Origin of the sequence: Variovorax ureilyticus, assembly GCF_037889935.1 — a bacterium.
Taxonomy (GTDB): Bacteria; Pseudomonadota; Gammaproteobacteria; order Burkholderiales; family Burkholderiaceae_C; genus Variovorax; species Variovorax ureilyticus.
This window is the reverse complement of record NZ_JBBKZU010000005.1, coordinates 413,170-439,671: the sequence shown is the minus strand read 5'-3', so window position 1 is coordinate 439,671 and position 26,502 is coordinate 413,170. Positions and strand designations below refer to the sequence as shown.

General features: G+C 68.0%; 23 protein-coding genes. 15 read left to right on the top strand and 8 right to left on the bottom strand.

Annotated elements, in window-relative coordinates; translation table 11 throughout:
* Positions 1-151: 151 nt before the first annotated feature.
* Complete coding sequence (locus WKW77_RS14465) at positions 152-1,066, bottom strand: LysR family transcriptional regulator (protein WP_340357535.1); 915 nt, start codon at positions 1,064-1,066, stop codon at positions 152-154.
* A gap of 91 nt (positions 1,067-1,157) precedes the next feature.
* Between WKW77_RS14465 and WKW77_RS14460 the strand changes: the two genes are divergently transcribed.
* The 3 genes from WKW77_RS14460 to recQ all read left to right on the top strand — a co-directional run bounded on the left by WKW77_RS14460 (position 1,158) and on the right by recQ (position 5,498).
* Positions 1,158-2,363, top strand: coding sequence for a CaiB/BaiF CoA transferase family protein (locus WKW77_RS14460; protein WP_340357534.1), 1,206 nt, complete (start codon positions 1,158-1,160; stop codon positions 2,361-2,363).
* Positions 2,364-2,384: 21 nt separating this feature from the next.
* The gene (locus WKW77_RS14455; protein WP_340357533.1) at positions 2,385-3,524 is read left to right on the top strand and encodes an acyl-CoA dehydrogenase family protein; all 1,140 of its coding nucleotides are present in this window, start codon (positions 2,385-2,387) and stop codon (positions 3,522-3,524) included.
* A gap of 96 nt (positions 3,525-3,620) precedes the next feature.
* Complete coding sequence (recQ, locus tag WKW77_RS14450; RefSeq protein WP_340357532.1) at positions 3,621-5,498, top strand: DNA helicase RecQ; 1,878 nt, start codon at positions 3,621-3,623, stop codon at positions 5,496-5,498.
* Here the strand turns inward: recQ and WKW77_RS14445 are convergent.
* Positions 5,495-7,033: a S41 family peptidase gene (locus WKW77_RS14445; protein WP_340357531.1), complete on the bottom strand. Its 1,539-nt coding sequence runs from the start codon at positions 7,031-7,033 to the stop codon at positions 5,495-5,497. The two genes, recQ and WKW77_RS14445, sit on opposite strands and share 4 nt — an antisense overlap.
* Positions 7,034-7,109: 76 nt before the next feature.
* Positions 7,110-9,431: an ATP-binding protein gene (locus tag WKW77_RS14440; protein WP_340357530.1), complete on the bottom strand. Its 2,322-nt coding sequence runs from the start codon at positions 9,429-9,431 to the stop codon at positions 7,110-7,112.
* A 122-nt stretch (positions 9,432-9,553) separates the two neighbouring features.
* Between WKW77_RS14440 and WKW77_RS14435 the strand changes: the two genes are divergently transcribed.
* The 3 genes from WKW77_RS14435 (at position 9,554) to WKW77_RS14425 (ending at position 13,046) form a co-directional block, all read left to right on the top strand.
* On the top strand, positions 9,554-10,753 hold the full coding sequence (locus WKW77_RS14435; protein WP_340357529.1) for a threonine ammonia-lyase: 1,200 nt from the start codon (positions 9,554-9,556) through the stop codon (positions 10,751-10,753).
* Positions 10,754-10,832: 79 nt separating this feature from the next.
* Positions 10,833-10,985, top strand: a complete 153-nt coding sequence (locus WKW77_RS14430) for a hypothetical protein (RefSeq protein ID WP_184530580.1) — start codon at positions 10,833-10,835, stop codon at positions 10,983-10,985.
* Between the two features lie 213 nt (positions 10,986-11,198).
* The gene (locus tag WKW77_RS14425) at positions 11,199-13,046 is read left to right on the top strand and encodes a phosphoenolpyruvate carboxykinase (GTP) (RefSeq protein WP_340357528.1); all 1,848 of its coding nucleotides are present in this window, start codon (positions 11,199-11,201) and stop codon (positions 13,044-13,046) included.
* Positions 13,047-13,143: 97 nt separating this feature from the next.
* Here the strand turns inward: WKW77_RS14425 and WKW77_RS14420 are convergent, their stop codons facing one another.
* A complete protein-coding gene (locus WKW77_RS14420) occupies positions 13,144-13,566 on the bottom strand; it encodes a hypothetical protein (protein ID WP_340357527.1) in 423 nt (140 codons plus the stop codon).
* A gap of 109 nt (positions 13,567-13,675) precedes the next feature.
* Here WKW77_RS14420 and WKW77_RS14415 point away from each other — a divergent pair, with 109 nt between their 5' ends.
* Positions 13,676-14,656, top strand: a complete 981-nt coding sequence (locus tag WKW77_RS14415; protein WP_340357526.1) for a LysR family transcriptional regulator — start codon at positions 13,676-13,678, stop codon at positions 14,654-14,656.
* Here the strand turns inward: WKW77_RS14415 and WKW77_RS14410 are convergent.
* Positions 14,653-14,823: a hypothetical protein gene (locus WKW77_RS14410; protein ID WP_340357525.1), complete on the bottom strand. Its 171-nt coding sequence runs from the start codon at positions 14,821-14,823 to the stop codon at positions 14,653-14,655. The two genes, WKW77_RS14415 and WKW77_RS14410, sit on opposite strands and share 4 nt — an antisense overlap.
* Before the next feature lie 120 nt (positions 14,824-14,943).
* Between WKW77_RS14410 and WKW77_RS14405 the strand changes: the two genes are divergently transcribed.
* On the top strand, positions 14,944-15,768 hold the full coding sequence (locus WKW77_RS14405) for a metallophosphoesterase (RefSeq protein WP_340357524.1): 825 nt from the start codon (positions 14,944-14,946) through the stop codon (positions 15,766-15,768).
* 7 nt (positions 15,769-15,775) lie between these two features.
* On the opposite strand, the gene norR is transcribed toward WKW77_RS14405, so the two are convergent.
* Positions 15,776-17,347, bottom strand: coding sequence for a nitric oxide reductase transcriptional regulator NorR (gene norR, locus WKW77_RS14400; RefSeq protein WP_340357523.1), 1,572 nt, complete (start codon positions 17,345-17,347; stop codon positions 15,776-15,778).
* Between the two features lie 156 nt (positions 17,348-17,503).
* On the opposite strand from norR, the gene hmpA reads away from it, so the two are divergent.
* Positions 17,504-18,691 carry an NO-inducible flavohemoprotein gene (gene hmpA, locus WKW77_RS14395; RefSeq protein WP_340357522.1) on the top strand — a complete coding sequence of 396 codons (1,188 nt, stop codon included), beginning with the start codon at positions 17,504-17,506 and terminating at the stop codon, positions 18,689-18,691.
* A gap of 9 nt (positions 18,692-18,700) precedes the next feature.
* Here the strand turns inward: hmpA and WKW77_RS14390 are convergent, their stop codons facing one another.
* On the bottom strand, positions 18,701-20,242 hold the full coding sequence (locus tag WKW77_RS14390) for an alkaline phosphatase D family protein (RefSeq protein ID WP_340357521.1): 1,542 nt from the start codon (positions 20,240-20,242) through the stop codon (positions 18,701-18,703).
* Positions 20,243-20,280: 38 nt separating this feature from the next.
* On the opposite strand from WKW77_RS14390, the gene WKW77_RS14385 reads away from it, so the two are divergent.
* Genes WKW77_RS14385 through WKW77_RS14365 form a run of 5 tightly spaced genes read left to right on the top strand, consistent with a single transcriptional unit; the run spans position 20,281 to position 24,446 of the window.
* Positions 20,281-21,510 (top strand): nucleoside recognition domain-containing protein, encoded by a 1,230-nt coding sequence (locus tag WKW77_RS14385; protein WP_340357520.1) that lies wholly within the window; start codon positions 20,281-20,283, stop codon positions 21,508-21,510.
* Positions 21,511-21,534: 24 nt separating this feature from the next.
* On the top strand, positions 21,535-22,080 hold the full coding sequence (locus WKW77_RS14380; RefSeq protein WP_340357519.1) for a flavin reductase family protein: 546 nt from the start codon (positions 21,535-21,537) through the stop codon (positions 22,078-22,080).
* The gene (locus tag WKW77_RS14375) at positions 22,077-22,583 is read left to right on the top strand and encodes a BON domain-containing protein (RefSeq protein ID WP_340357518.1); all 507 of its coding nucleotides are present in this window, start codon (positions 22,077-22,079) and stop codon (positions 22,581-22,583) included. Before WKW77_RS14380 ends, WKW77_RS14375 begins: the two co-directional genes overlap by 4 nt.
* 53 nt (positions 22,584-22,636) lie before the next feature.
* Positions 22,637-23,527 (top strand): DMT family transporter, encoded by an 891-nt coding sequence (locus tag WKW77_RS14370; protein ID WP_340357517.1) that lies wholly within the window; start codon positions 22,637-22,639, stop codon positions 23,525-23,527.
* A gap of 4 nt (positions 23,528-23,531) precedes the next feature.
* Positions 23,532-24,446, top strand: coding sequence for a glutaminase (locus WKW77_RS14365; protein ID WP_340357516.1), 915 nt, complete (start codon positions 23,532-23,534; stop codon positions 24,444-24,446).
* A 9-nt stretch (positions 24,447-24,455) separates the two neighbouring features.
* Here WKW77_RS14365 and WKW77_RS14360 read toward each other — a convergent pair whose 3' ends face one another.
* Complete coding sequence (locus tag WKW77_RS14360) at positions 24,456-25,475, bottom strand: LacI family DNA-binding transcriptional regulator (protein ID WP_340357515.1); 1,020 nt, start codon at positions 25,473-25,475, stop codon at positions 24,456-24,458.
* Between the two features lie 132 nt (positions 25,476-25,607).
* Between WKW77_RS14360 and WKW77_RS14355 the strand changes: the two genes are divergently transcribed.
* Complete coding sequence (locus tag WKW77_RS14355; protein ID WP_340357514.1) at positions 25,608-26,474, top strand: dioxygenase family protein; 867 nt, start codon at positions 25,608-25,610, stop codon at positions 26,472-26,474.
* Positions 26,475-26,502: the final 28 nt, after the last annotated feature.

Here is a 26,502-nt window from a genome sequence, read left to right as displayed (position 1 = left end):
ATACAGGTTAACCCGAAAGGGCAAAGCAAATCAAGAGACGTTTTGCCCCTTCCCAGTGCGAGAAAGCGGTTTCATGCACCAAAAGCTGTCTAGACAGGAGTGCGGGGCAGCGAATTAGCACGAAATCTGCAAGGCCCATGCCAGCCCTGAGTCAGCTGGTGAGTGCGTCCGCCTGCTTCGAGATGCCGGCCCGCGCCAGCGAGGCGAACGGCGCGGTCAGCGGCGAGGCGAAGCCATCCGGCTGCGGATAGGCCAGCACCACCGACTGCAGCGCGAGCTGCCCGCGCAAGCGCCGGCAGGCGATGCGCTTGCCGTCGTACGCCTGATCGCGCACCGGCCGCGTGGTCAGCACCGAGACGCCGAGTCCGTTCGCGACCAGCGATCGCACCATCTCCAGGGAGGTGCTCTCGTGCGCGATCTGCGGCGTGACCCCGGCATCGCGGAACAACGACAGGAAGTACTCGCGGCTGTGCGGAAGATTGATGAGCACCAGCGGCTCGCGCGCGAGATCGGCGATGCGCAGGCTCGCCGAGGCCGCGAGCCGGTGTCCCCAGGGAAGCAGTGCATAGGGCCGCAGTTGCGTCACCGCTTCGAGCCGCACGCCGCGCGCCAAGCCGAGGTCGTACATCAGAGCCACGTCGAGTGCGCCGCGCTCCAGCATGCGCGTGAGCGCCTCGGTGTCGCCTTCGAAGAGCTGGATCTCGATCGCCGGCCATTCGCTGCGCATGCGCGCGAGGATGTCCGGCAGGTAGCGCGGCGCCAGCGTGCTGAGGCAGCCCACGCGCACCAGGCCCGCGAGTTCGCCGCTTCGCGGCATCGAAAGCGCCCTCGCCTTCTCGAGCAGCGCATGCGCCTCGCGGTGGCGCAGCACGCCGGCCGCGGTGAGTTCGAGCCCGCGCGCATGCAGGCGCACGAACAACGGCTCGCCCCATTGCGCCTCCAGGTCGGCGATCGCCTTGGAGATGGAGGGCTGCGAAACGCTCAGCGCTTCGGCCGCTCGCGCCGCACCCCCATGGCGAGCGGCCGCAACGAAATATTCGAGCTGGCGCAGGTTCAGGTGAATCATTTTTTTGATCCAGAGCATCAGACAACAGTATTTTCATTTGATCCAGCCATGGCCGACCATGGCGGCATCCAGCCCTCGAAAGGACATCGCCATGACACCCGAAGCCCGTCCCCTCGACGGCATCCGCATCCTCGACTTCACCCGCGTGCTGGCGGGGCCACTCTCGACGGCGTTGCTGGCCGACCTGGGCGCCGAAGTCATCAAGATCGAGCCGCCGCACGGCGACGACTACCGCGCGATCGGCCCGATGCGCAACGGTGAAAGCGCGCTCTTCACGGTGATGAACCGCAACAAGAAGAGCCTCGTGCTGGACCTCAAGCATCCCGACGCGGTGCAACTGGTGCGCGAGCTTGCCGAGCGCGCCGACGTGGTGGTCGAGAACTTCCGCCCCGGCGTCGCGGACCGCCTGGGCATCGGCGCGGAGGCGCTCTCGCGGCACAACCCCAAGCTGGTGTACGTGAGCGTGTCGGGCTTCGGCCAGACCGGCCCCTATGCGCATCGCCCGGCCTACGACATCATCGTGCAGGCGATGAGCGGCCTGATGGAAGCCACCGGCGATCCGGAGGGCGCGCCGACGCTGGTGGGCGAGGCGGTGTCGGACGTGGTCGCCGGCCTCTTCGCATCGTGGGCCACGCTCGCGGCGTTGCTGCAGACGCAACGCACCGGCCGCGGGCAGCATGTGGACGTCGCGATGTTCGACACCACGCTGAGCTTTCTCGCGACCTCGATGGCGCGATTTCTCTTCACCGGCAAGCCTGCGCGGCGCGTGGGCAACCGGCATCCGCTGTCGGCGCCTTTCGGCGTCTACCGCGCGAAGGACGGGCACTTCGCGCTCGCGGTGCTCAACAAGAGGCTGTTCGATGCGCTCGCGGCGGCGATGGGCATGCCCGCGCTGGCCGGCGATGCACGCTTTGCGACCGACGAATCGCGTTCCGAGCAGGAGCCGGCCCTGCGCCGGTTCATCGAATCGTGGGCTGCATCGCACGAGGTCGAAGAAGTCGTCGCACGGCTCGAACAGGCCGGCGTGCCGGCCGCGCCCATCTGGAACATCGCGCAGGCGCTCGCTTCGCCACAGGCCCATGCCCGCGAACTGTTGCGCGCAGTGGATGACGAACGCCTGCCCGGCCTGCAACTGCCGACGCAGCCGGTGCGCTTCAACGGCGCCGCGCCCAATCGTGCCGCACGAGCACCCGCGCTCGGCGAACACACGCACGAACTGCTCGCAGGCCTTCTCGGCTGCGGCCTCGACAAGCTCGCCGAACTGCGCGAAGCGGGCGCCTTCGGCGCTCCGGATTGATCACGAAAGAAAGGAAACGACATGAACCGACTCGGTGTCACCGACGAAGACCAGGCCCTCGCCGATGCAGTCGCACGCTTTGCGGCCGAAGCACTTGCGCCGCTTGCGCGCGAGATCGATGAAGAGGAGCGCTCGGCCACCTGCCACGCGCCCCAGCTCGCGGAGCTGGGCCTGATGGGCATGAACCTGCCCGAGCGCTGGGGCGGCCCCGGCGTGTCGCCCACCGCGATGCTGCTGGCGCTGGTCGAGATCTCGCGCGCCTGCGCGGCGACCTCCTCGATGATCGGCGCGCATTACCTCGGCACCGACGCGGTGCTGATCGGCGGCAGCGACGAACAGCGAGCGCAATGGCTTCCGAAGGCGGCCAGCGGCGAATGGCTCGCTGGCTTCGCGTTGACCGAGCCGCGCGGCGGATCGCATCCCGCCGATCTGCGCACGCGCGCCGCGCGCGATGGCGACGTCTACCGCATCGATGGCGTCAAGCACTTCATCTCCAACGCGGCCGAGGCGAAGTTCCTCGTGGTGTTCGCGAAGACCGATGCCGCGGCGGGCGCGCGCGGCGTGAGCGCCTTCATCGTCGACACCGCGAGCCCCGGGATCCGCATCTCGCCGCACGAGAAGCTGATGGGCATCCGCGGCGGGCATGCTTTCGAGGTCGCGTTCGAGTCGGTGGAGGTGCCGCTCGCAAACCGGCTCGGCGAGGAAGGCTCGGGCTTCAGGACCGCGATGAAGGTGCTCGACAACAGCCGCCTCGACGTCGCCGCGACTTCGCTCGGCATCGCCGAGGCCGCGCTCGCCGCCGCAGTGCAGTGGACGCACGACCGCCAGATCGCCGGCGAACCACTTTCCACGCGGCAAGGCATCCAGTGGATGCTCGCGGACATGAAGCTGCGGCTCGAAGCGTCGTGGGGCCTCACGATGCAGGCGCTGGCGCTGCGCACCGCGGGGCAGCCGTTCACGCTGCAGTCGGCCATGGCCAAGCTGCACGCGTCGGAGATGGTGGCCTTCGTCACCGACACCGCGCTGCAGATCCACGGCGGCTACGGCTTCACGCGCGAGATGCCGCTGGAGCGCTACGTGCGCGACGCACGCATCCTGCGCATCTACGAGGGCTCGTCGGAGATCCAGCGCAACATCATCGCGCGCATCGTGCTGGGCTGAGCGCGGGCGCGCCGGGGCGGCTTCGGAGACAATGGGCGTCCGCGCGCACGGGAGGTGCGCGTGCCGTCCCCAAAAGCCACCAGAAGCACAACAACCGTGTCCGCCCTGCTATCCGAATCCCTTGCCGCGTCGCCGGAGCAGATCCTCCACGACGTCTTCGGCTATGCGCGCTTTCGCGGTCCCCAGGAGGGGATCGTGCACCACGTCACCGCCGGCGGCGATGCGCTGGTGCTGATGCCCACGGGCGGCGGCAAGTCGCTGTGCTATCAAATCCCGGCGATTGCGCGGCATCGTTCCGGCAAGGGGGTGACAGTGGTGGTGTCGCCGCTGATCGCGCTCATGCACGACCAGGTCGGCGCGCTACACGAGGCCGGCGTGAGCGCGGCCTTTCTCAATTCCACGCTGGACTGGGAAGAAACGCAGGACGTCGAACGCCGCATGTTGCGCGGCGAGATCACCCTTCTCTACGCGGCGCCCGAACGCGTGACGACGCCGCGCTTCCTCTCGCAGCTCGATTCGCTCCACGAGCGCGGCAAGCTCTCGCTGTTCGCGATCGACGAGGCGCATTGCGTGAGCCAGTGGGGCCACGACTTCCGGCCCGAGTACCGCGCACTGACGGTGCTGCACGAGCGTTATGCCGGTGTGCCCCGCATCGCGCTCACCGCCACCGCCGATGCGCTCACGCGTGCCGACATCGTGGAGCGGCTCCAGCTCGAAGAGGCGCGCCAGTTCGTCTCCAGCTTCGACCGGCCGAACATCCGCTACACCATCGTCGAGAAGAAGGACGCGACCACGCAGCTCCTGCGCTTCATCGAGCGTGAGCATGAAGGCGACGCGGGCGTCGTGTATTGCCAGTCGCGCAAGCGCGTGGAGGACCTGGCGCAGTCGCTGTGCGACGCGGGGCTCAACGCCCTGCCCTATCACGCGGGCCTGGACGCCGCGGTGCGGCAGAAGAACCAGGACCGGTTCCTGCGCGAAGAAGGCATCGTGATGGTCGCCACCATCGCCTTCGGGATGGGCATCGACAAGCCCGACGTGCGCTTCGTCGCGCACGTGGACATGCCCAAGAACATCGAGGGCTACTACCAGGAAACCGGCCGCGGCGGCCGCGACGGCGAACCGGCCGACGCCTGGATGGCCTACGGCCTGCAGGACGTGGTGAACCAGCGGCGGATGATCGACGAAAGCCCCGCCGGCGAAGAGTTCAAGCAGGTGATGCGCGGCAAGCTCGACGCGCTGCTGTCGCTCGCCGAGGCCAGCGATTGCCGGCGGGTGCGGCTGCTGGGCTACTTCGGCGAGAAGAGCACCCCTTGCGGCAACTGCGACAACTGCATTTCACCGCCCCAGGTGTGGGACGGCACCGATGCGGCGCGCAAGCTGCTCTCCACGATCTACCGCGTGCAGCAGCAAAGCGGCATCAGCTTCGGCGCGGGACACGTCATGGACATCCTGCGCGGCAAGGCGACCGAGAAGGTCAAGCAGTACGGCCACGAACGCATCAGCACCTTCGGCATCGGCAGCGAGTTCTCCGAGCCGCAGCTGCGCGGCGTGCTGCGGCAGTTGATCGCCACCGGCGCGCTCGCGGTCGATGCGCAGGCGTTCAACACCCTGCAGCTCACCGAGGGGTCGCGCTCGGTGCTCCGCGGCGAAACGCAGGTGATGCTGCGCGAATCCGTCTCGCAGCCGGCAGAGCGAAAGAAGCGCGAGAAGACATCGCGCGGCGCGCCCTCGCCGGCCGCCGCGACCCTCGATGCCACGGGGCAGGCGCGCTTCACCGCACTCAAGGCCTGGCGCGGCGAGGTCGCGCGCGAGCACAACCTGCCTGCCTACGTGATCTTCCACGACGCCACGCTCGCAGCCATCGCGGAACGCGCGCCCGCCACGCTCGAAGATCTGCAGGGCATCAGCGGCATCGGCGCCAAGAAGCTCGAAGCCTACGGCGCGGACGTCTTGCGCGTCTGCGCGTCGTTCTAGCCGGGACTGCCTGCCGGCGGGGCCACCAGCCGGATTTCACGAACCGGCGAGCGCACCAGATACGGCATTCCCGCCACCTCCGCCTTGCTGCGCGCCACATCGGCCTTGCTCGCCGATGCGGTCGGGCAGGCGCCGGTGCTTTGCAGCGCCAGGGCGGCGGCGAGTCGTCCTTCCGTCGGATCGCCCAGCGCATGGTCGAAGTCGTCCGCCACCGCGCAGGTGGGCGCGAAGCCGTCGCCATAGTCGCCGAAGCCCTGCTGGTTCACGCCCTGGAACTGGATCGCGAAATAGGTCGTGCCGCAGTTGTCCTGCGGGAAGAAGCCGTAAGGCTTGCCGCAGGTCGCGCCGCCGACGAGGTTCACGGTAACGCCGACGCCGCGCAGGCTGTTGACCACCGATTCGCTCGCCGAACAGGTGTCGGGCCCGGTCAGCACCGTCACGCGCGAGAGCCCGAGTTGCGGCAGCGCCTGGCCGGCCGGCGTCGAGTAGCCGCGCGATGTCGAATAGAAAGGCAGCGTCGCCTGCGCCGGCGTCACGTGGAAAGGGTTCTTGCCGTTGAACTGCATCCGCTCGAAGACGGTGCCGTTCGTCGCGGGGGGGGACGCAACCATGTAGGCCAGCTCGCTCGCCACATCCAGGTAGCCGCCGCCGTTGTAGCGCATGTCGATCACGAGATCGGAAATGCCGTCACCCTTGAGCTGGTTGATCGCCGCGATGAGCTGCCTCTCCGCCGTCGCGAGGTGATCGTTGAAGAGCATGTAGCCGACCGGTCCGCTGGCGGTGGCGATCGTCTTCACGTCCTGCACCGGCGTTCGCGTGATGCTCGCCGCGACGAGGCTCACGGCGCGCTCGCTGCCGTCGGGCGCGCGCAGCGTGAAGCTGTGCGACTCGCCCACGCTGGCGGGATTGAGTGCGGCATTGAGGCCATTCACATCGGAACCCGCCACGACGTCGATGCCGTCGATCGCGATGAGCTTCGTGCCGCGCACGATGCCCTGCTGCGCCGCCGGCGATCCAGGCTCCGAGAAGGCCACGCGCACGTCGCGCGGCGGCGAGGCGCTGAGGAAGGCGAGTTCGAAGCCGTAGCCGACGTCGACGCCGCTCTGCGAGAGCGCGCGATAGCTCGCGGTATCGGCGGTGAAGTGAAAGCGATCCTTGGGCCGCCCGCTCGCGGTCAGCGCGGGCGTCTTGAGCACGCTGAAGTAGTCGATCGGCGTGGCGTATTTCGCGGCGACCAGATTGGTCGGCACTTCATCGAACCAGAGGTAGGTTTCGTCGATCCAGCCGCGCAGCCAGGCTTTCTCGGTTTCGGCGGAGCCCTCGCGATCAGGGAAAGCCGCGCCGGTATCGGGATCGACGCCATTGCGCGGCGTGGCGCACTGGCCCGCGACCGTCGACGACGCGACGATGGGATCGCCCATGGTCGCGGCCGGAATGGCGAGCGGCAACGGGACGCCGCCTCCACCCCCGCCGCCGCATGCGGCCAATGTCGCAAGCGCGGTTGACATCATGACGCGGCGCGCCGCGCCTGGCATGCGGACTCCTCTCATCGATGAATCTCCCTCGCGCACCGGCAGCCGCGCGCGGATGTAGGTGGGTGTGACGGGGGCTTCAGTGGACGAAGCCGATGCCGCGCGATTCTCGCACCTCGGGTTTGATGCGATGCTCGGCGTCGAGCTGGTCGAGGAACTCGTCCGGCGAGAACTCCGCCGCAAGAATGTCGACCTGTCGCTTCACCGCCGCGAAGTCGCCGGGACACAGCTGCTGCAGCTTCGCGAGGCGACTGCGGATCTCGTTCGTCATCCTCGAGGCATCGCCTTCGAGCGCCTCGGTGACGAACATGCGCTCGCGCTGCTCGGCGGTGAGCGGCATGAACTTGATCTTGAAGGTGAAGCGCCGCAGGGCCGCTTGGTCCAGCCGGTCGAGCAGGTTGGTGGTGCAGACGAAGATGCCGTCGAATCGCTCCATGCCCTGAAGCATCTCGTTGACCTCGGTCACTTCGTAGGTGCGCTGCGCGCCGCGGCGATCCTGCAGGAAGCTGTCGGCCTCGTCGAGCAGCAGGACGGCCTTCTCGACTTCGGCTTCCTTGAACATGGCGGCCATGTTCTGCTCGGTCTCGCCGACGTACTTGCTCATGAGGTCGCTCGCCTGCTTGATGATCAACGGGCGGCCGATGGCCTTGGCGATGTGTTCGGCGAGCGCGGTCTTGCCGGTGCCCGGCGCGCCGTAGAAGCACATCGTGCCGTGGCCGCGCACCTTGAGCGCCTCGACGATGCGCGGGATCTCGAAGCGCGTCTCGACGTTGAGCATCTCGAGGTCGTAGGTCGTCACGCTGCGGCGCGCGCCCAGGCCATCGACATTGCCGAGCGCGAGGTCGGCGTTCTTCAACTGGCGCTCGATGAGGCGCTCCATCGAGCGGCCGTCGGTGCTCGCGAGTTCGGCAAAGCGGACCGCCGTGCGGATCTGCGCGGGCGTGAGCCCCTTGCGTGCGGCGAGCTTTGCGGTGAATTCGTCCGACACCGAAACGCCTTCGAGCGTCTTGCGCACCAGCTGCTCGCGCGCGCCGGGCGGCGGCGACTTGAGTTCGAGGTGGTAGGCAAAGCGACGCCGGAAGGCCGGATCGATCTGCTCGATGCGGTTGGTGACCCACAGCGTCGGCACCGCGTTCGATTCGAGGATCTGGTTGACCCACGCCTTGCCGCTCACGCTGCCGCTGGTGGGCGAAGGCACCTGTTCGGCGCGCGCCATGATCTGCGCGGCTTCGGTGCTGATCGGCGGGAACACGTCCTCGACCTCGTCGAACAGCAGCGCCGCCTGCTCGCTGCCCTTGAGGAACACCTGCGCGATTTGCAGCGAGCGATAGCGGTCGCGGCCCGACAGCGAGTTGCCGTCGCGGTCGGCGTATTCGACTTCGAAGAGCTCCAGCCCCGCGGCCTGCGCCACCACTTTCGCGAGCTCTGTCTTGCCCGTGCCCGGCGGGCCATAGAGCAGCACGTTGACGCCCGGCTCCTTGCGCGCCACCGCCGCGCGCAGCAGCGTGACGAGCATCTGCGCGTCTTCCTCGACGAAGGAGAAGTCGTGCACCGACAGCGCGCTCTTGGCCGAGGGGCGCGTGAACACCGCCATGAGTTCGTTGCGATCGCGGTATTCGCGCATCAGCACCGGCGGCAGCTTCTCGCTGACCTTCATGAGATCGGCGAGGTCGGTGATGTTGTGTTCGGAGATGAGGTTCTCGACCAGCCCGATGCGCTCCAGCCGCGATCCGGCACGCAGCGCCTCGCCCACCTCGCTCGCATTCACGCCGGCCACTTCCGCGATCGCGGCATAGGCCTCGGGCGCGTTGTTGACCTTGAACTCCACGAGCAGCGAACGCAGATCGCGCTGGTAGCGCGCGAGCGTGCCGTACAGCAGCAGCGCGCGTTCGGCCCTGTTGAGTTGCAGCAGGCCCGCGAGCGCATCGATGTTCTTCTCGACCAGCGTCGACTGCTTGCGCAGCGCATGCGTGAGCCAGTCGCGGGTGACCGACAGCACCGACAGCAGGTCCTTGGGCTGGTCCTTGGCGTACTCGTCGAGGTAGAAGAACAGCGTGCCTTCTTCATACGGCCCGCGCCACACGCCGTGCCGCTCCAGCAGCGTCCGACCGTCGTATTCCTCCACGCCCTTCCAGGCGTCGTTGCCCAGGCAGCGCCGCGCGAGGAATTCGCGCAGGCGCTGCAGCACGGGCAACGGCCAGACGAGGTGCCGGCCCGTGAGCGACAAGAGCCCGTTGAGGTCACGGCGGATGTTGAAGCGCGGCCCCTGCTTGGCGGCCAGCGTGAGCACGAAGTGCGAGCACATGAGCTCGAGCACCGGCGCTTCCTTGAGTCCGGGCGAAGGCAATGCATGGCCGCGGGAAGCCGCAGCCATGACATCGACGCCGGAACGCTTGACCATCGGGGACACCCTCCAGGGGAGCAACTGAACCTGGGAGCGACCATAGCGCAGACTTTTGGCTTCGGGAAGCCTGACGAGGAGTAAAAATCCCGAAGTTGCAAATCCATCCAAGAATGCCCGCAATGGTCGACATCCAGGACATAGAGCAAGCCGCACGGCGCCTCGAGGGGCAAATACTCCAAACTCCCTGCGTCGAGTCGCGCACGCTCTCCGAGATCGTGGGCGCGCAGGTCTTCCTCAAGTTCGAGAACCTGCAGTTCTCCGCTTCGTTCAAGGAGCGCGGCGCCTGTAACAAGCTGGTCGAACTCTCGCAGGCCGGCACGCGCGGCGTGATCGCGATGTCGGCCGGCAACCATGCGCAGGGCGTGGCCTATCACGCGCAGCGGCTGGGGCTGCGGGCATTGATCGTCATGCCGCGCTTCACGCCCGGCGTGAAGATCGAACGCACGCGCGGCTTCGGCGCCGAAGTGGTGCTGCATGGCGACACGCTGGAAAGCGCGCGCGCCCATGCGCTCGAACTGGCCGAGCGCGAAGGCCTGACCTTCGTGCATCCGTACGACGACGAACTCATCATCGCCGGGCAGGGAACCATCGCCCTCGAAATGCTCGACGCAGTGCCCGACCTCGACACGCTGGTCGTTTCGGTCGGCGGCGGCGGGCTGATCGCCGGCATGGCCGTGGCGGCCCGGGCACGCAAGCCGGATATCGAGATCATCGGCGTGCAGACCGCGCGCTTTCCGGCGATGGTGAACGCGGTCAAGGGGACGTCCTATTCCCAGGGCACCAGCACGATCGCCGAAGGGATCGCGGTCGGCACGCCGGGCGTGCTGACGCAGGAGATCATCGCCAGGCTGGTCGACGACTTGCTGCTGGTCGACGAGGGCGACATCGAGCAGGCGGTGCTGATGCTGCTCGAGATCGAGAAGACGCTGGTCGAAGGCGCGGGCGCCGCCGGGCTCGCGGCGCTCATCCGGCATCCGGAGCGGTTCAAGGGCAAGCGGGTCGGGCTGGTGCTCTCGGGCGGAAACATCGATCCGCTGCTCCTGGCGGCAATCATTCAGCGCGGCATGGTCCGCGCGGGGCGGCTGGCCCGGATCCGCGTGAGTGCGCGCGACGTCCCGGGGTCCTTGGCCCACATCACGGCCACCGTGGCGCAAGCGGGCGCCAACATCGACGAGGTGCACCATCAGCGCGCCTTCACGCTGCAGGCCGCCCAGAACGTGGATGTCGAGCTGGTACTTCAAACACGGGGGCGGGAACATCTCTCGAACGTGCTCGACGCGCTTCGTGTGGCCGGATTCGAAGCTGAAGAGCAACACTGAGGGTCTCGGAACCCCCTAGACGCCCTATTGCAACCCGGCCGGTAAAATAGCCCCAGTTCCGAGAACCCGAGGAAGAACGATGTCCCATCCCACCCCCGTTGAGCCCGGCCATGCAGCCGCCGTCGAAAAAGACGCGGTCGAGTCGGTCGTCCATCTCATGCCCCTGGTGCTGCCGATCGCCGGCGGGGTCCTGATGCTGCTTCTCGCATCGATCGCCATCTACGTGGCCTGAATTCTTCGTCGCGGGGCACTTCGCCTCCGCCCCGGGACCCAAAAGAAGCAAGAGGCCGACAGACGGCCTCGGTTCAAGCGGGCATAACCGGCTGGTTGCGACCCGGCGTCGACCCAGCTTCTCTCCATAGCTGAAACGTTTTCTCCGATGGATCTCGCCGCAGAGAGGCCGAGTCCCCTTTGAAAAGACGATTTTTCAACTTAGGAGATTTTGATGAACGCACCGCTGAAGGGTCTTGCCATGCAGGCACCCTCCTATGTCAAGAACGCCAAGCTGATCGGCTGGGTGGCCGAAATGGCCGCGCTGTGCAAACCCGCCGCGATCCACTGGTGCGACGGCAGCACCGAGGAATACGACCGCCTCTGCCAGCAAATGGTCGATGCCGGCACCTTCAAGCGGCTCAACCCGGCCAAGCGCCCCAACTCCTACCTCGCGAGTTCCGACCCGAGCGACGTCGCCCGCGTCGAGGACCGCACCTTCATCTGCTCGGCGAAGAAGGAAGAAGCCGGCCCGACCAACAACTGGATGGACCCGGCCGAAATGCGCGCCACGCTGCAGCCGCTGTTCGACGGCTGCATGAAGGGCCGCACGATGTACGTGGTGCCGTTCAGCATGGGCCCGCTGGGCTCGCCGATCGCGCACATCGGCATCGAGCTGTCCGACAGCCCCTATGTGGTGGTCAACATGAAGATCATGACCCGCATGGGCAAGGCGGTCTACGACGTGCTCGGCGACGACGGCGAGTTCGTGCCCTGCGTCCACACCGTCGGCGCGCCGCTCGAAGCCGGCCAGAAGGACGTGGCCTGGCCCTGCAACAAGACGAAGTACATCGTCCACTACCCCGAAACGCGCGAAATCTGGAGCTACGGCTCGGGTTACGGCGGCAACGCGCTGCTGGGCAAGAAGTGTTTTGCGCTGCGCATCGCCTCCAACATGGGACGTGACGAAGGCTGGCTGGCCGAGCACATGCTCATCCTGGGCGTGACCAACCCTGAGGGCAAGAAGCGCCATGTGGCCGCCGCCTTCCCGAGCGCCTGCGGCAAGACCAACTTCGCGATGCTGATCCCGCCTGCCGGCTTCGATGGCTGGAAGGTCACCACCATCGGCGACGACATCGCCTGGATCAAGCCCGCCACCGATGGCAAGCTGTACGCGATCAACCCCGAGGCGGGTTATTTCGGCGTGGCCCCCGGCACCAACCTGCAGACCAACCCGAACTGCATGGCCAGCCTCGATCGCGACGTGATCTTCACCAACGTGGCGCTGACCGACGACGGCGACGTCTGGTGGGAAGGCATGGGCGAAGCGCCCGCCCACGCGATCGACTGGCAAGGCAAGGACTGGACGCCGGCCATCGCCAAGGAAACCGGCGCCAAGGCCGCGCATCCGAACGCCCGCTTCACCGTCGCCGCGACCAACAACCCCGCGCTCGACCCGGCCTGGGACGACCCGAAGGGCGTCGCCATCGACGCCTTCATCTTCGGCGGCCGCCGCTCGACGACGGTGCCGCTGGTGACCGAGGCCCGCGACTGGGTCGAAGGCGTCTACATGGCCGCGACCATGGGCTCCGAAACCACCGCAGCCGCGTTCGGCCAGCAGGGCGTCGTCCGCCGCGACCCGTTCGCGATGCTGCCCTTCGCCGGCTACAACATGAGCGACTACTTCCAGCACTGGCTGGACCTCGGCAAGAAGCTCGCCGCCTCCGGCGCCAAGCTGCCGAAGATCTACACCACCAACTGGTTCCGCAAGGGCGCGGACGGCAAGTTCGTCTGGCCCGGCTATGGCGAGAACATGCGCGTGCTGAAGTGGATGATCGACCGGATCGAGAACAAGGCGCAGGGCACCGAGCACGTTTTCGGCGTCAGCCCGCGCTACGAGGACCTCAACTGGACGGGGCTGGACTTCAGCGCCGAGCAGTTCGAAACCGTCACCAGCATCGACAAGGCCGCATGGCAGGCCGAGCTCAAGCTGCACGCCGAGCTGTTCCAGCAGCTGGCGCACCACCTGCCGAAGGAGCTGCCGGCGACCAAGGCCGCCATCGAGCAGCGCCTCGCCGCCTGAGGTTCACCAGGCAAGCAAAAAGCCGCCCGAGGGCGGCTTTTTCATTGGGCCCGCTCACTGCGGGCGATCAGCCGATCGGCAGGCCGATCCGGCAGGCTCAGGCGGCTTCCCGGCGGGTCGCGATCACCTGCAGGTCACGCAGGATGCGCGGGTCGTGCTTGGCGTAGGCCAGGAACTGCGCGTCGGCGCGGGCAGCAGCACGGCGGCGGGCGCTCTTGCGCGAGGCGACGAGCAGGCGATCGGCCAGCGAGCGGGCGGTGCCGGCGAAGAGCGCGATGGCGACGAAGGCCACGCCCCAGAGCACGGCCCAGGCGACCAGCAGGCCTCCTTCTTCCGTGGTGGACATCAGGCGGTCGGCAGCCACCAGGACCGACGAAACGATGGCGGCGAGCAGCAGCGCTGCCAGACCGCGAGCACCGTCGAATCCGCGGCGTGCGGTGCGGGCGCGCTCGATCACGGCCTCGGCGCGAACGACGCCGGGATGGTTGGCAGGGGTGTCTACGTGTACGAAGCTTGTCATGGTTATGTCCTCCAAAGTGGACGAAGGTCCGGATGCAATGCGGTGATATTAGGGGATACCCTACTGTTTATCCAATTTATCTTCTTGATGTTTATCATTCACATCGCTGATGGACGTCAACTTTCGCACGCTCGACCTGAACCTGCTCCGCGTCTTCGACGAAGTGATGGCAGAGCGCAACCTCACCCGGGCGGCGCGAAATCTCGCCATCACCCAGCCTGCGGTGAGCAATGCGCTCCGGCGCCTTCGCGATGTGCTGGGTGACGAACTGGTCCGCCGCTCGGGTGCCGGGGTCGAGCCCACGCCTCGCGCGCTGGCGCTCTGGCCCGCCGTCCGCGACGCGCTGCGGCAGTTGCAGCACACGCTGGCGCCCGGCGAGTTCGACGCGGGCGTGGCGGACACCACCTTCCTCCTCGCCATGGCGGATGCCACGGCCGCGGAACTCATGCCGGGCCTGGTCGAGATCGTCGAAAGCGAGGCGCGGGCGGTGTCGCTGCGGGTCCTGCCGCTCACGACCCGCGATCCACGGCGCATGCTCGAGAACGAGGAAGTGGACATGGCGATCGGCTACTTTCCCGCCGTGATCGCCAGCCTGGCCGCCAAGGGCCAATCGGAAGTCGGCACGCCGTTCGAGACCATGCGCCTGTACGTCGGCGAATACGTCTGCGTGATGCGGCGGGATCATCCGCTCGCGTCGGCACCGCTGACGCTCGACGCCTATTGCGAGGCGCGGCACCTGCTCGTGAGCTTTTCGGGGCGGCCCTACGGCTTCATCGACCAGACGCTCGGCGCACTCGGTCGCGAGCGGCGCATCGTGGTCACTGTCAATCAGTTCTTCACGGCCGGCCGGGTGGTCGCCAATTCGGACCTGCTCACCGTGATGCCTCGCCATTTCGTGCGGGTGACCGGCATTCAGGACCAGTTGGTCCTGCGTGACCTGCCCTTCGAACAGCCGCCGGTGCATGTGGACGCGCTCTGGCACCGGCGCGCACTGCATGCGCAGGCGCATGAATGGCTGCGGCGGGCCTTGCTGCGGTCCGCCGCGGCGGCATTCGCGGGAACCGCGCCGCCGCCCGAAAACCCCGATTAGCGGATGACGCTCAGCCAGGCGCTGGCGGCGGCGCGCAATTCCTGCGCATGATGAGCATCCAGGCCGGCGCGGCCATCTGCGGCTTCCATCAGGGTGGTAGCCAGGTTGGCATTCGCCGGGCCAGAAGATCGGAAGAAACGTGCCACTTGGGCAAGCAAGGTAAACATGGTCGTGCGCGATGGACGCGCTCTGAAATGATGGTGATCCGTAGATTAAGGGTTTTCCCTAGTTATTCAACCGTTCAGGTTATGCATCTCTTGCATAGTCGCCCCGCCTAGACTGCATTCATGAAGCTCCAGCTCCTCTCAGACCTCCACATCGAAGTCCATCCAAGGCTGGAGATCGTCCCGGCGCCAGCGGCCGACCTGCTGGTGCTTGCGGGCGACATCGGGTCCTACCAGCCGGGGTCGAGACTCCTGGAATCGGATTTCGGCCTCAAGCGGTTCTCGCCGCGCCACGGATGGCCGGTTCCGGTGCTGTATGTGCCGGGCAATCACGAATACGACGCCGCGGACTTCGACGAGGTCCACGGAAGGCTGCGAGAACTCTGCGAAGCGCTGGACATCGGCTGGCTGGAACGCGAGACCCGTGTGATCGACGGCGTCCGCTTCATCGGCACCACGCTCTGGGCCGACTTCGATGCGCTCGTCGAGCCGGAAGACACGATGACCGAAGCGCTCAAGAAGCGCGGCAAGGCGATGCGCGCCGCCAACTTCTACCTGGAGAAGGCGGCGACGCTGCGCCATGGCGAGACTTTCCTCGCCGAGCCATTGAGGGAGCAATCGCTGGCCTGCCAGGCCTGGCTACGCGACGCGCTGGCGCAGGACTTCGACGGCACGACCGTCGCCATCACCCATTTCGCGCCGACGCTCGCAAGCGCCGATCCGCGCTACGGCCTGACGCCGGGCACCGCGGGCTTCTGCAACAACCTCGACGAGTTGCTCCCCCGCGCGGATCTCTGGCTGCACGGGCATTTGCACTGCCAGTTCGACTATGTGAAGGACGGCTGCCGCGTGGTCGCGAATCCGCTCGGCTACATGGCCAAGGGCGAGCAGGAGAACTTCCGGCCGGACCTCCTCGTCGAGGTGCCGCCTCCGCGCCCGAAGGCCTGAGCGTTCTTCAGCGGCCCTTGTCCGTCGGCACGCCCAGCCGCCGGGCGAGGCGCGCGAGATTGCCGCGGTCGAGCCCCAGCGAACGCGCCGAGGCCGCGAGGTTGTGGTCGTGGCGGACCAGCGCCGCCGCGATGAGGTTGCGCTTGAATGCGTCTACCGCCTCGCTCATGGGCCCGTTCATTGGCGGCTCGGCCGGCCGGTCATCGCCGGACTCGGCGACTTCGACGCGGCCCGGGACGTGCGGCAGGTCGAGATCCTCCGCCACCAGACTCAGGATGCGTGGACGACGCGGCTGCCGGCCCAGCGCCTTCAGCACGCTGCGGCCCAGCAGGTGTTCCAGTTCGCGCACGTTGCCCGGCCAGTCGTAGCCCAGCAAGGCCGCCTGCGCGCTGGCTTCGAGCCGCAAGCCGCCGAGTCCCAGGCGCGAGCGGTTCTCTTCGAGGAAGAAGCCCGCCAGCAACAAGACGTCCCGGCCCCGCTCGCGCAGCGGCGGCACCTGGAGCGGGTAGGCGCTCAGGCGGTGATAGAAGTCCGCGCGCAGCCGCCCTGCCCGCACTTCTTCGGCGAGGTTGCGGTTCGTCGCCGCGATCAACCGAACGTCCACGCGATGTTCCCGGTCCGAACCCAGGCGCTGCAGTTGCCCGCTCTGCAGCACGCGCAGCAGCTTGGCCTGCACCGGCGACGCGAGTTCGCCGACCTCGTCGAGGAACAGCGTGCCGCCGTCGGCCAGCTCGAACTTGCCGGGCCGCTCGCCCACCGCGCCGGTGAACGCACCGCGCACGTGGCCGAAGAGTTCGCTCTCGACCAGCGTGTCGGGGAGTGCCGCGCAATTCAGGCTGACCATCGGCCGCCCGGCCCGCGTCGACGCCGCGTGCAGCGCTTCGGCGACCAATTCCTTGCCGACGCCGGTTTCGCCCTGGATCAGGACCGTCAGGTCGCTGCCGGCGACCAGTTCGATCTCCTTGTGCAACTGCCGCATCGGCGGGCTGCGGCCGAGCAGCGTGCGCGTGCGCGGCGCGGCTGCCAGGCGGTAGCCCTCCGCGCGCAGGCTTTCCTGCACGACGCGGGATTCGAGCCGCTCGATGTGTCCCGCGACGCTGACTGTCGCCGCTGCGAGGCTGGCGAAGGACTGCAGCGCATCCAGGTCTGGACGCGAGAAACGCTCCGGCGTGAGCGCATCCAGCGTCAACAAGCCCCAGGGCTTTTCGTCGAGGCGGATCACGCAGCCCATGCAGTCGTGCACCGGCAGATGGCCTTCATGTCCTTCCACCAGGCCGTCGTAGGGATCGGCCAGCGGGCTGTCGGCCGGGAAGCGCAGCGGCCCCGGCGCCTCCAGCAGCGAGGCGAAGCGCGGATGCTCGTCCACGCGGAAGCGGCGGCCGAGCGTGTCGGCGCTCAATCCGTCGACCGCGAGCGGCACCAGCCAGCCCTCGTCGAGGCGCAGCAGCGCGGCGGCATCGCAAGGCATCAGGATGCGCACGGCTTCCAGCAGCCGCCGATAGCGCTCGGCGCCGGGAAGCTCGCGCGCGATGTCGGCGACCAGCGGGATGATGGCCTGGAGCAGGGGCTGGGAGTTCATGTCATTCAGACACGCATGATGTCAAAACGATAGCATTTTAGCGATGTCCAAAGGACATCGCCAGCACGCAAGTCATTGATTCGCAAGGCGCACTCACCTGGAACGGCACTTGCGTTTTCACCTGCATCCGCACCTCACTCCAAGGATCCCGTTCCCATGCTCACGACGCAACAGAAAGCCATCATCACCGCCACCGTGCCCCTGCTCGAGACCGGCGGCGAAGCCCTCACGACCCACTTCTACAAGATCATGCTGGGCGAATACCCGGAGGTGCGCCCGCTCTTCAACCAGGCGCACCAGACGAGCGGCGAGCAGCCGCGCGCGCTGGCCAACGGCGTGCTCATGTACGCACGCAACATCGACCGGCTCGAAGCGCTCGGCGACCTGGCGGGACAGATCGTCAACAAGCACGTCGCGCTGCAGGTGCAGCCGGAGCACTACCCGATCGTCGGCACCTGCCTGCTGCGTGCGATCCGCGAAGTGCTCGGCGCTGAGATCGCGACCGACGAAGTGATCGCCGCCTGGGCCGCGGCCTACCAGCAGCTGGCCGACATCCTGATCGGCGCCGAGAAGGCCGCCTACGACGCCAACGCGCAGGCGCCGGGCGGCTGGCGCGGCGCGCGCGATTTCAAGGTCGTCCGCCGCGAAGTCGAAAGCGACGAGATCACGTCGTTCTACCTCGCGCCGGTGGACGGCCAGCCTGTGGTGGACTTTCAGCCCGGCCAGTACATCGGGCTTCGCCTGCAGGTGAACGGCCAGGAGGTGCGCCGCAACTACTCGCTGTCGGCCGCGCCGAACGGCAAGACCTACCGCATCAGCGTGAAGCGCGAGAACGGCGGCGTCGTGTCGAACCATCTGCACGACCACGTGCAGGAAGGCGCGACGGTCGAGCTGTTCCCGCCGGCCGGCGCGTTCACGCTCACGCAGAGCGACCGTCCGCTGGTGCTGATCAGCGGCGGCGTGGGCATCACCCCGACACTCGCGATGCTCGAGGCGGCGCTGAAGACCTCGCGCCCGGTGCACTTCATCCACTGCGCGCGCACGCGCGGCGTGCATGCATTCCGCCGGACCATCGATGCGCTGGCGCACAAGCATCCGCAGTTGCAGCGCTTCTATTGCTACGAGGAAGCCCCGGCCGACAAGGCCGACGCGCCGCACGCCGTCGGCCGCATCGACGCGGAGAAGCTCGCGCAATGGCTGCCGGGCGACAAGCGCTCCGTCGAGGCCTACTTCCTCGGACCGAAGCCCTTCATGCAACAGGTGAAGCGCGCGCTGAGCACGATCGGCGTGCCGGACCAGCAAGCGCGCTACGAGTTCTTCGGACCGGCTTCGGCGCTGGAATAAGCCCCGCGATCAGGCGGCCTGCACGCCGGCCCGGCCCGCTTCCACGACGTAGCTCGCCTGCGTCGTGAAAGTGGCGCGCTCCTGAACGGGATGCTGCGTCGCGCGGAATTCGCACTGCATGCGCCGGGGCGTGAGCTCGACGAGTGCATACCCGCGCTCGTCGCCGCGCGCGTGCTTCACATCGGGGTTGTCGCGACGCATGCGGTCCATCGACGCCCGGCTCGCACCGCGCGAGGTGACCGAGCCGCCGACGAACTCGCTGGCGACCACCGGTGAACTTCGGTCGTTCGGCCGCACCCGCAGGTCGGCGGCGACATGGCGGTGCACGTCGCCGCCGAGCACCACGAGATCGCGCACCCCGGCGCTCTCCGCGCCTTGCAACAAGCGGCGACGCGCTTCGGGGTAGCCGTCCCAGCCGTCGGTCCAGACCTTGCGTCCTTCGGGCGTGTCGAAGCCGGTCGTGCTCATCTGCGTGGATTGGCCGACGAGCTTCCATTGCCGCGTCGAGTCGGCAAATCCCCGGCCGATCCAGCGCTCCTGGTCCGCGCCGAGCATCGTGCGCCTGGCATCGCCGAGCTCGGCGCATTCCACCAGCGTGCGCCCGTGGTCACGCTCCGGGTCCGGACAGGCGTGATGGCTGCGGAACTGCCGGCAGTCGAGCGTCCACAGCTCGGCCAACCGGCCCCAGGCGAAGCGGTCGTTGATGCGCATCGCCGCGCCCTGCGGGGGCAGCGCGAGCGGCATGTGCTCGAAGTAGGCCTGGTAGGCCGCCGCGCGGCGTTGCAGGAAGCGCGCCGGGTCGGTGTATCCAGGATCGCGATCGTCCGCGTAGTCGTTGACCACCTCGTGGTCGTCCCAGGTCAGGATCCACGGATGCGCGGCATGCGCCGCCTGCAGGTCGGCATCGCCCTTGTAGAGCGCATGGCGGGCGCGGTACGCATCGAGCGTGTGCGGCGTGCGCGTGCCGTGCTGGCGGATGGCGTTGTTCGGATTGCTGCCTTCGTAGATGTAGTCGCCGACGAACAGCACGACATCGAGGTCGCGCGCGGCGATCTCGCGGTGCGCGGCGAACCATCCCTGCTCGTAGTGCTGGCACGAGGCCAGCGCGAACCGCATGCGCCGGACGTCCGCACTCGTGGCCGGCGCGGTGCGCGTATGCCCGACCGGGCTCGTCGCGTTGCCGCAGGCGAAGCGATACCAGTAGTCGCGCTGCGGCTGCAGGCCCTGCGCGATCACGTGGACGCTGTGGGCACGCGCCGCGTCGGTCACGGTTTCGCCGCTGGCGACGGGGCGGCGCAGCGCCGCATCGGCAAAGATCTCGTGCCGCACGGTGAGCGCGCCGCTGCCGAGCGCGTCATCGGCGTCCGAGGGCACGAGCCGTGTCCAGAGCACGACGCTGTCCGGACGCGGCTGCCCGCTCGCCACGCCGAGCGCGAACGGATCGGCCTGCCACTGCGGCGCGCCCTGCGACCGGGCGCGCAGCGGCGTGGCCATGCTTGCGAGCGCCAGCCAGATCGCGGCGCGATGGAGCTCCCTGCGTGTGATGTTCATGGCCGCGATTGTCGGCCCCGCGCCCCTATGATCGGCGCGTGCTCAACGGCTTGTGGCTCGGTTTCTTCCTGACGGCGGCGGTGGCTGCGCTCGGCCGCTGGCTGATCGGCGGCGATGCTTCCGTCTTCGCGGCGCTGGTCGAGAGCCTGTTCGCCATGGCGCGGCTCTCGGTCGAGGTGATGGTGCTGCTCTTCGGCACGCTCACGTTGTGGCTCGGCTTCCTGCGCATCGCCGAAGCGGCCGGCATCGTGGACCTGCTCGCGCGGCTGCTCGGTCCGCTCTTCCGCCGACTGATGCCGGAGGTGCCCGCCGGGCATCCGGCCCTGGGCCTCATCACGCTGAACTTCGCGGCCAATGCGCTCGGCCTCGACAACGCGGCGACGCCGATCGGCCTCAAGGCCATGCGCGAGCTGCAGACGCTCAATCCGAGCACGACGACCGCGAGCAACGCGCAGATCCTGTTCCTGGTGCTCAACGCCTCCTCGCTCACCTTGCTGCCGGTGACGATCTTCATGTACCGCGCGCAGCAGGGCGCGGCCGATCCGACGCTGGTGTTCCTGCCGATCCTGCTGGCGACGAGCGCGTCGACGCTGGTCGGCCTGCTCTCGGTCGCATTCTTGCAGCGGCTGCGGCTGTGGGACCCGGTGGTGCTCGCCTATCTGTTGCCGGGCGCGCTGCTGCTGGGGGGCTTCATGGCCGTGCTCGCGACGCTGTCGTCGGCCGCGCTTGCGTCGCTCTCATCGCTGCTCGGCAACCTCACGCTGTTCGGGCTGATCGTGGTCTTCCTGCTGGCCGGCGCGCTGCGGCGCGTGAAGGTCTATGAATGCTTCATCGAAGGCGCGAAGGAAGGCTTCGACGTCGCGAAGAACCTGCTGCCGTACCTCGTCGCGATGCTGTGCGCGATCGGCGCGCTGCGCGCGTCGGGGGCGCTCGACATCGCGCTCGAAGCCATCCGCTGGGGGGTGGCGCGCACCGGCTGGGACACCCGCTTCGTCGATGCGCTGCCGACCGCGCTGGTCAAGCCCTTCTCCGGCAGCGCGGCGCGCGCGATGCTGATCGAGACCATGAAGAGCCACGGCGTGGATAGCTTCGCCGCGCGCGTCGCCGCGATCATCCAGGGCAGCACCGAGACGACGTTCTACGTGCTCGCGGTGTACTTCGGCGCCGTGGGCATCCAGCGCGCGCGGCACGCGGTGGGCTGCGCGCTGCTGGCCGAACTCGCGGGGGTCATCGCCGCCATTGCCGTGGGCTACTGGTTCTTCGGCTGAGCGCTTCGGGCGCGATCGTGTTGGATGGGACAGAATAGCCGTCTACTTTCCCGCTCCCCCGTGACCGCTCCCGCCCAGGCGAAACCGCCCACCTTCTCAACCGACGAATTCCGCGCATCGCTTGGCATGTTCGCCACCGGTGTGACCATCGTCACCGCGCGTTCCCCGAGCGGCGCGCTCATCGGGCTCACCGCCAACTCGTTCAACTCGGTGTCGCTCGATCCGCCGCTGGTGCTGTGGAGCCTTGCGCGCAGCGCGGCCTCGATGGCGGCGTTCAGCGCGGGGTCGCACTACGCGATCAACATCCTCTCGTCCAGCCAGAAGGACCTTGCGGAGCGCTTCGCCTCGAAGAACGTCGACCGCTGGGCCCAGGTCGCCTACACCGAAGGCGTCGGCGGCGCGCCGTTGCTGGATGGCGCGGCCGCCTGTTTCGAATGCTTCAACCGCAGCCGCTACAACGAGGGCGACCATGTGATCTTCGTGGGCGAGGTCGAGCGCTGCACCCACACTCCCGGCGCTTCGCCATTGCTCTTCCACGGCGGGCGCTTCTACACCGAGCATCCGCTTTGAAGCTCCGCGCGCGCGGCCGATGCCTGATCGCGGCGATATTCGCGGGCGCAGGCGTCCAGGGCGCCTGCGCTGCGGATGAAGCGCGAACCAACTTCTTCGACGACCCTTTCTTCCAGATGTCGTCCGGCCTCGCGGGCTGCCCGGTGCCGCTCGGCCCGCTCTATACGCAGGCCGAGGTCCGCTCGCAGATGCACGCCCGCCTCGAACGCGGCACGAGTTGCTGGCTCGAAGGCCGCTGCAAGGACAGCAACGCCTATCGCTACGACAAGACCATCGCGCCGCTGGTGCGCAAGGCGCTCGACGGCGTGCCCGGCCAGCGGCGCGGCAGCGTGTGGGTGACGGTGCAGCGCCGCTGGATCTACCTGCAGGGCTGCGTGCCCGACCAGCGCCTGCGCGAGCGGCTGGAGAAGACCGCGCGCACCGTGCCCGACGTGGAGAACGTGGTCAACGACCTCATGATCGGCACGCGCGGCAAGCCGGGCTATCCGCTCGCCGCGCCCTGAGCCTCGCTGCCGACGACAACGACAGACAACGAACAAGAAGAGACAAGCACCCGATGACCGACCGCAAGGACCACCTCGACGCCCGCGCCATCGCCCTCCTTCTCGCCTGCTGCGCCTTCTGGGGCCTGCAGCAAATCCTCATCAAGACCACCGTAGCCGAAGTGCCGCCGCTGTGGCAGGCCGCGATCCGGATGAGCGGTGCGGTCGTGCTGCTGTGGCTGTGGTGCCGCTGGCGCGGCGTTCCGCTGTTCGAGCGCGACGGCACCTTGATGGGCGGGCTGCTTGCGGGCGCCCTGTTCGCGGGCGAGTTCACCTGCATCTATCTGGGGCTGCAGCGCACCAGCGCGTCGCGGCTCACGGTGTTTCTCTACACCTCGCCCTTCGTGGTCGCCCTGCTGCTGCCGCGCTTCGTGCGTTCGGAACAGCTGCGCGGAATTCAATGGATCGGCCTCGCGATCGCCTTCTGCGGCGTGGTGCTGGCTTTCAGCGAAAGCTTCGGCCACAGCACGTCGGGCCAGCTCCACGGCGACGCGCTCGCGCTGATGGCCGGCATCCTGTGGGGGCTGACGACGCTTGCGATCCGCACCACGAAGCTCGCCACCGCCAGCGCCGAGAAGGCGCTCTTCTATCAGATCGCGGTCACCGCGGCGGTCCTGCCGGTGCTGTCGCTCGCGCTGGGCGAAGCCTGGGGTTTCGCGTACTCCGGCTATGCGTGGTTCTCGATCGCGCTGCAGACCGCGATCGGGGCTTTTGCCAGCTATCTCGCGTGGATGTGGATGTTGCGGCACTATCCGGCGACGCGCATTTCGTCGTTCACCTTTCTCACGCCGCTCTTCGCGCTGGTGTTCGGGGTGGTGCTGCTGTCGGAGCCGCTCACGCTGCAATTGGTGCTTGCGCTGTCCGGCGTGGCGCTGGGCATCGTGCTGGTCAACCGCCGGGTGTGAAACCATGAACTTCCAGTCCGTCCTGGACGAGATCGACCGCGAGATCCGGCCTTTGCTGGGCGCGGAAGGCGCCGTCGCGTGCTACATCCCCGGGCTCGCGCGCGTGCCGGTGGCGCAATTCGGCATCGCGCTGCACACGCGCGAGGGCGTGGAAGCCTGCGCCGGCGACGCGGCCACGCCGTTCTCGATCCAGAGCGTGTCGAAGCTCTTCACGCTCACGCTGGCGATGCGCTACCTCGGCGATGCGCTCTGGGAGCGCATCGGACGCGAGCCTTCGGGCAACCCGTTCAATTCGCTGGTGCAGCTCGAACACGAGCAAGGCAAGCCGCGGAATCCGTTCATCAACGCGGGCGCCATCGCGATCGCGGATCGACTCGTGAGCCGGGGCCAAGGCAAGGCGGACCTGCTGGCCTTCATGTCGGACCTCTGCGGAGAAGCGGTCCGGTACGACGAGGAAGTCGCGGCGTCCGAAGCGGCAACGGGCTTTCGCAACATCGCGCTGGCCAACTTCATGAAGAGCTTCGGCAAGATCGACAACGCGGTCGGCGAAGTGCTGGCGCTGTACTTCCACCAGTGCGCGATTCACATGAGCTGCCGGCAGCTCGCGCGCGCGGCCGCCTTCCTGTGCCGCGACGGCGCGCACCCGTTCGACGGCCGGCCCGAGATCACGACCGAACGCCACACGCACCGCATCAACGCGCTGATGCTCACCTGCGGCACCTACGACGCGGCCGGCGACGTGGCCTTCTCGATCGGCCTGCCCTGCAAGAGCGGCGTGGGCGGCGGCATCGTGGCGGTGGTGCCGGACCAGCTCACGCTGTGCGTGTGGTCGCCGGCGCTCGATGCCTCGGGCAATTCGCTGCTCGGGTTGAAGGCGCTCGAACTGTTCGTGGCGAAGACCGGGCTGTCGATCTTCTGAGCCAGCCGCTCAGGGCCTGCGCGTCGATTCGCGCACGACGAGTTCCGGCCGCAGCACCACGGTCGAGGCCGAGAGCGCCTTGCCGTCGATCTCGTCGAACAGCATCTCGGCGGCCCGCCAGCCCAGTTCGCGGTGCGGCAGCCGGATGGTGGTGAGCGGCGGGTTCACCATGTCGACCAGCGGCATGTCGTTGTGGCCGGTGATGGAGATGTCGCGCGGCACCTCGATGCGGCGCTCGCGCAGCACGTCGTAGGCGCCGAGCGCGACGAGGTCGTTGCAGCACACGACCGCGTCGGGCCGCTCGTTCTCGTCCAGCAACTTGCGCATGGCGGCGGCGCCGGCTTCGCGGGTGTAGCCCTCGCATTCGGCCACGCAGGCCATCTCCAGCCCGCGATCGCGCAGCGCCTGCTCGACACCCTGGCGGCGCGCTACGCCGGTCGGCACGCTCTGCGGACCCGCGAGGTGGCCGATGCGCCGGTGGCCGGTCGCGACGAGGTGATCGACCGCGAGCTTCATCGCCAGCCGGTCGTCGCTGACCACCGCCGGCAGGCGGCCGCTCTCGTCCGCGCGGTTCACGAGCACCGCGTGCATCCCTGCCTTCGAGATGAAATCGACCAGCGGATCGTCGCGTGTGGCGATCGCCATCACGAGCCCGTCGACACGCTGCGCCAGCATGCGCTCGACGATCGGCTGCGCGAGCACATGGTCCGCCACGTTGGCGACGAAAACGAAGTAGCCGCGCGCCGCCGCGCTGGCCTCGATGCCTTGCAGGATCGGCGGGAACACCGGGTTGGTGATGTCGGGCAGCAGCACCCCGATGGTCTGCGTGCGCCCGGTGCGCAGCGCCGACGCCGCGCGGTTCGGGCGGTAGCCGAGCCGCTGCGCCGCCTCCTCCACCGCCCGCAGGACCTCGGTGCTGATGAGGCCGCGCTTGTCCGGGTTGAGCGCGCGCGACACCGTCGACACATGCACGCCCGCCGCTTGCGCGACATCGCGGATCGTGACGGCGGAGGACTGGTGCGGGTTCATGAATGCAAACGTTTGATTGGGCCGTCTCTCGAATCAAAACCCCCATCCCCGCAGGGGTCGAGGGAATTCCCGAATTTTACTTGGCGGTTGGAACGACGAATAATCTGCAAACGTTTGCAGACACCACGAACCATGAACATCGTCACCACACCCCATTCCGTGCTCGACATGGCGACCCGCGCCATGGACCGCACACCCGACCCGCGCCTTCGCACCGTCATGCAATCGCTCACGCGCCACCTGCATGCCTTCGTGCAGGAGGTCAAGCTGACCGAGGAGGAATTCGAGCGCGCGCTCGGCTTCATCGTCGCCATCGGCCAGGCCAGCGGCGAGAAGAAGAACGAGGTCGTGCTCGCCGCGGACCTGCTCGGCGTCTCGACGCTGGTCGCGCTGCTCAACAACCAGGACCCGCAGGGCGAATCGCCCGCCGCGCTGCTCGGGCCTTTCTGGCGCGCGAACGCGCCGGTGTGCGACGCGGGCGAAAGCATCGCCCGCTCGGAAACGCCCGGGATGCCGCTGGAGGTGTCGGGCACGGTGCGCAATTCGGCGGGCCAACCGGTTGCGGGCGCGACGGTCGACGTGTGGCAGGCGTCGCCCGTCGGGCTCTACGAGAACCAGGACGAGTCGCAGGAAGACATGAACCTGCGCGGCCGCTTCGAGACCGACGCTGAAGGCCGCTTCCGCCTGCGGACCGTGCGGCCGGCCGGCTACCCGGTGCCCACCGACGGGCCCTGCGGCGAATTGCTGCGGGCGCAGCAGCGCCATCCCAACCGGCCGGCGCACCTGCACTTCATGGTGAGCAAGCCGGGGCACAAGGTGCTGATCACGCAGGTGTTCGCGGACGACGACGAGAACCTGGAAAGCGATCCTGTCTTCGGCGTCACGCGCCGGCTCATCGGCCGCTTTGAGCCGCAGGAAGGAACGGGTCTCGCGAGGCTGCAACACGACTTCGTGCTGGAACCGGGCGAAATGAAATTCCCCCATCCGCCGATCCCTTGAGCACACCCCCAGGCTTGCCCACCACGCG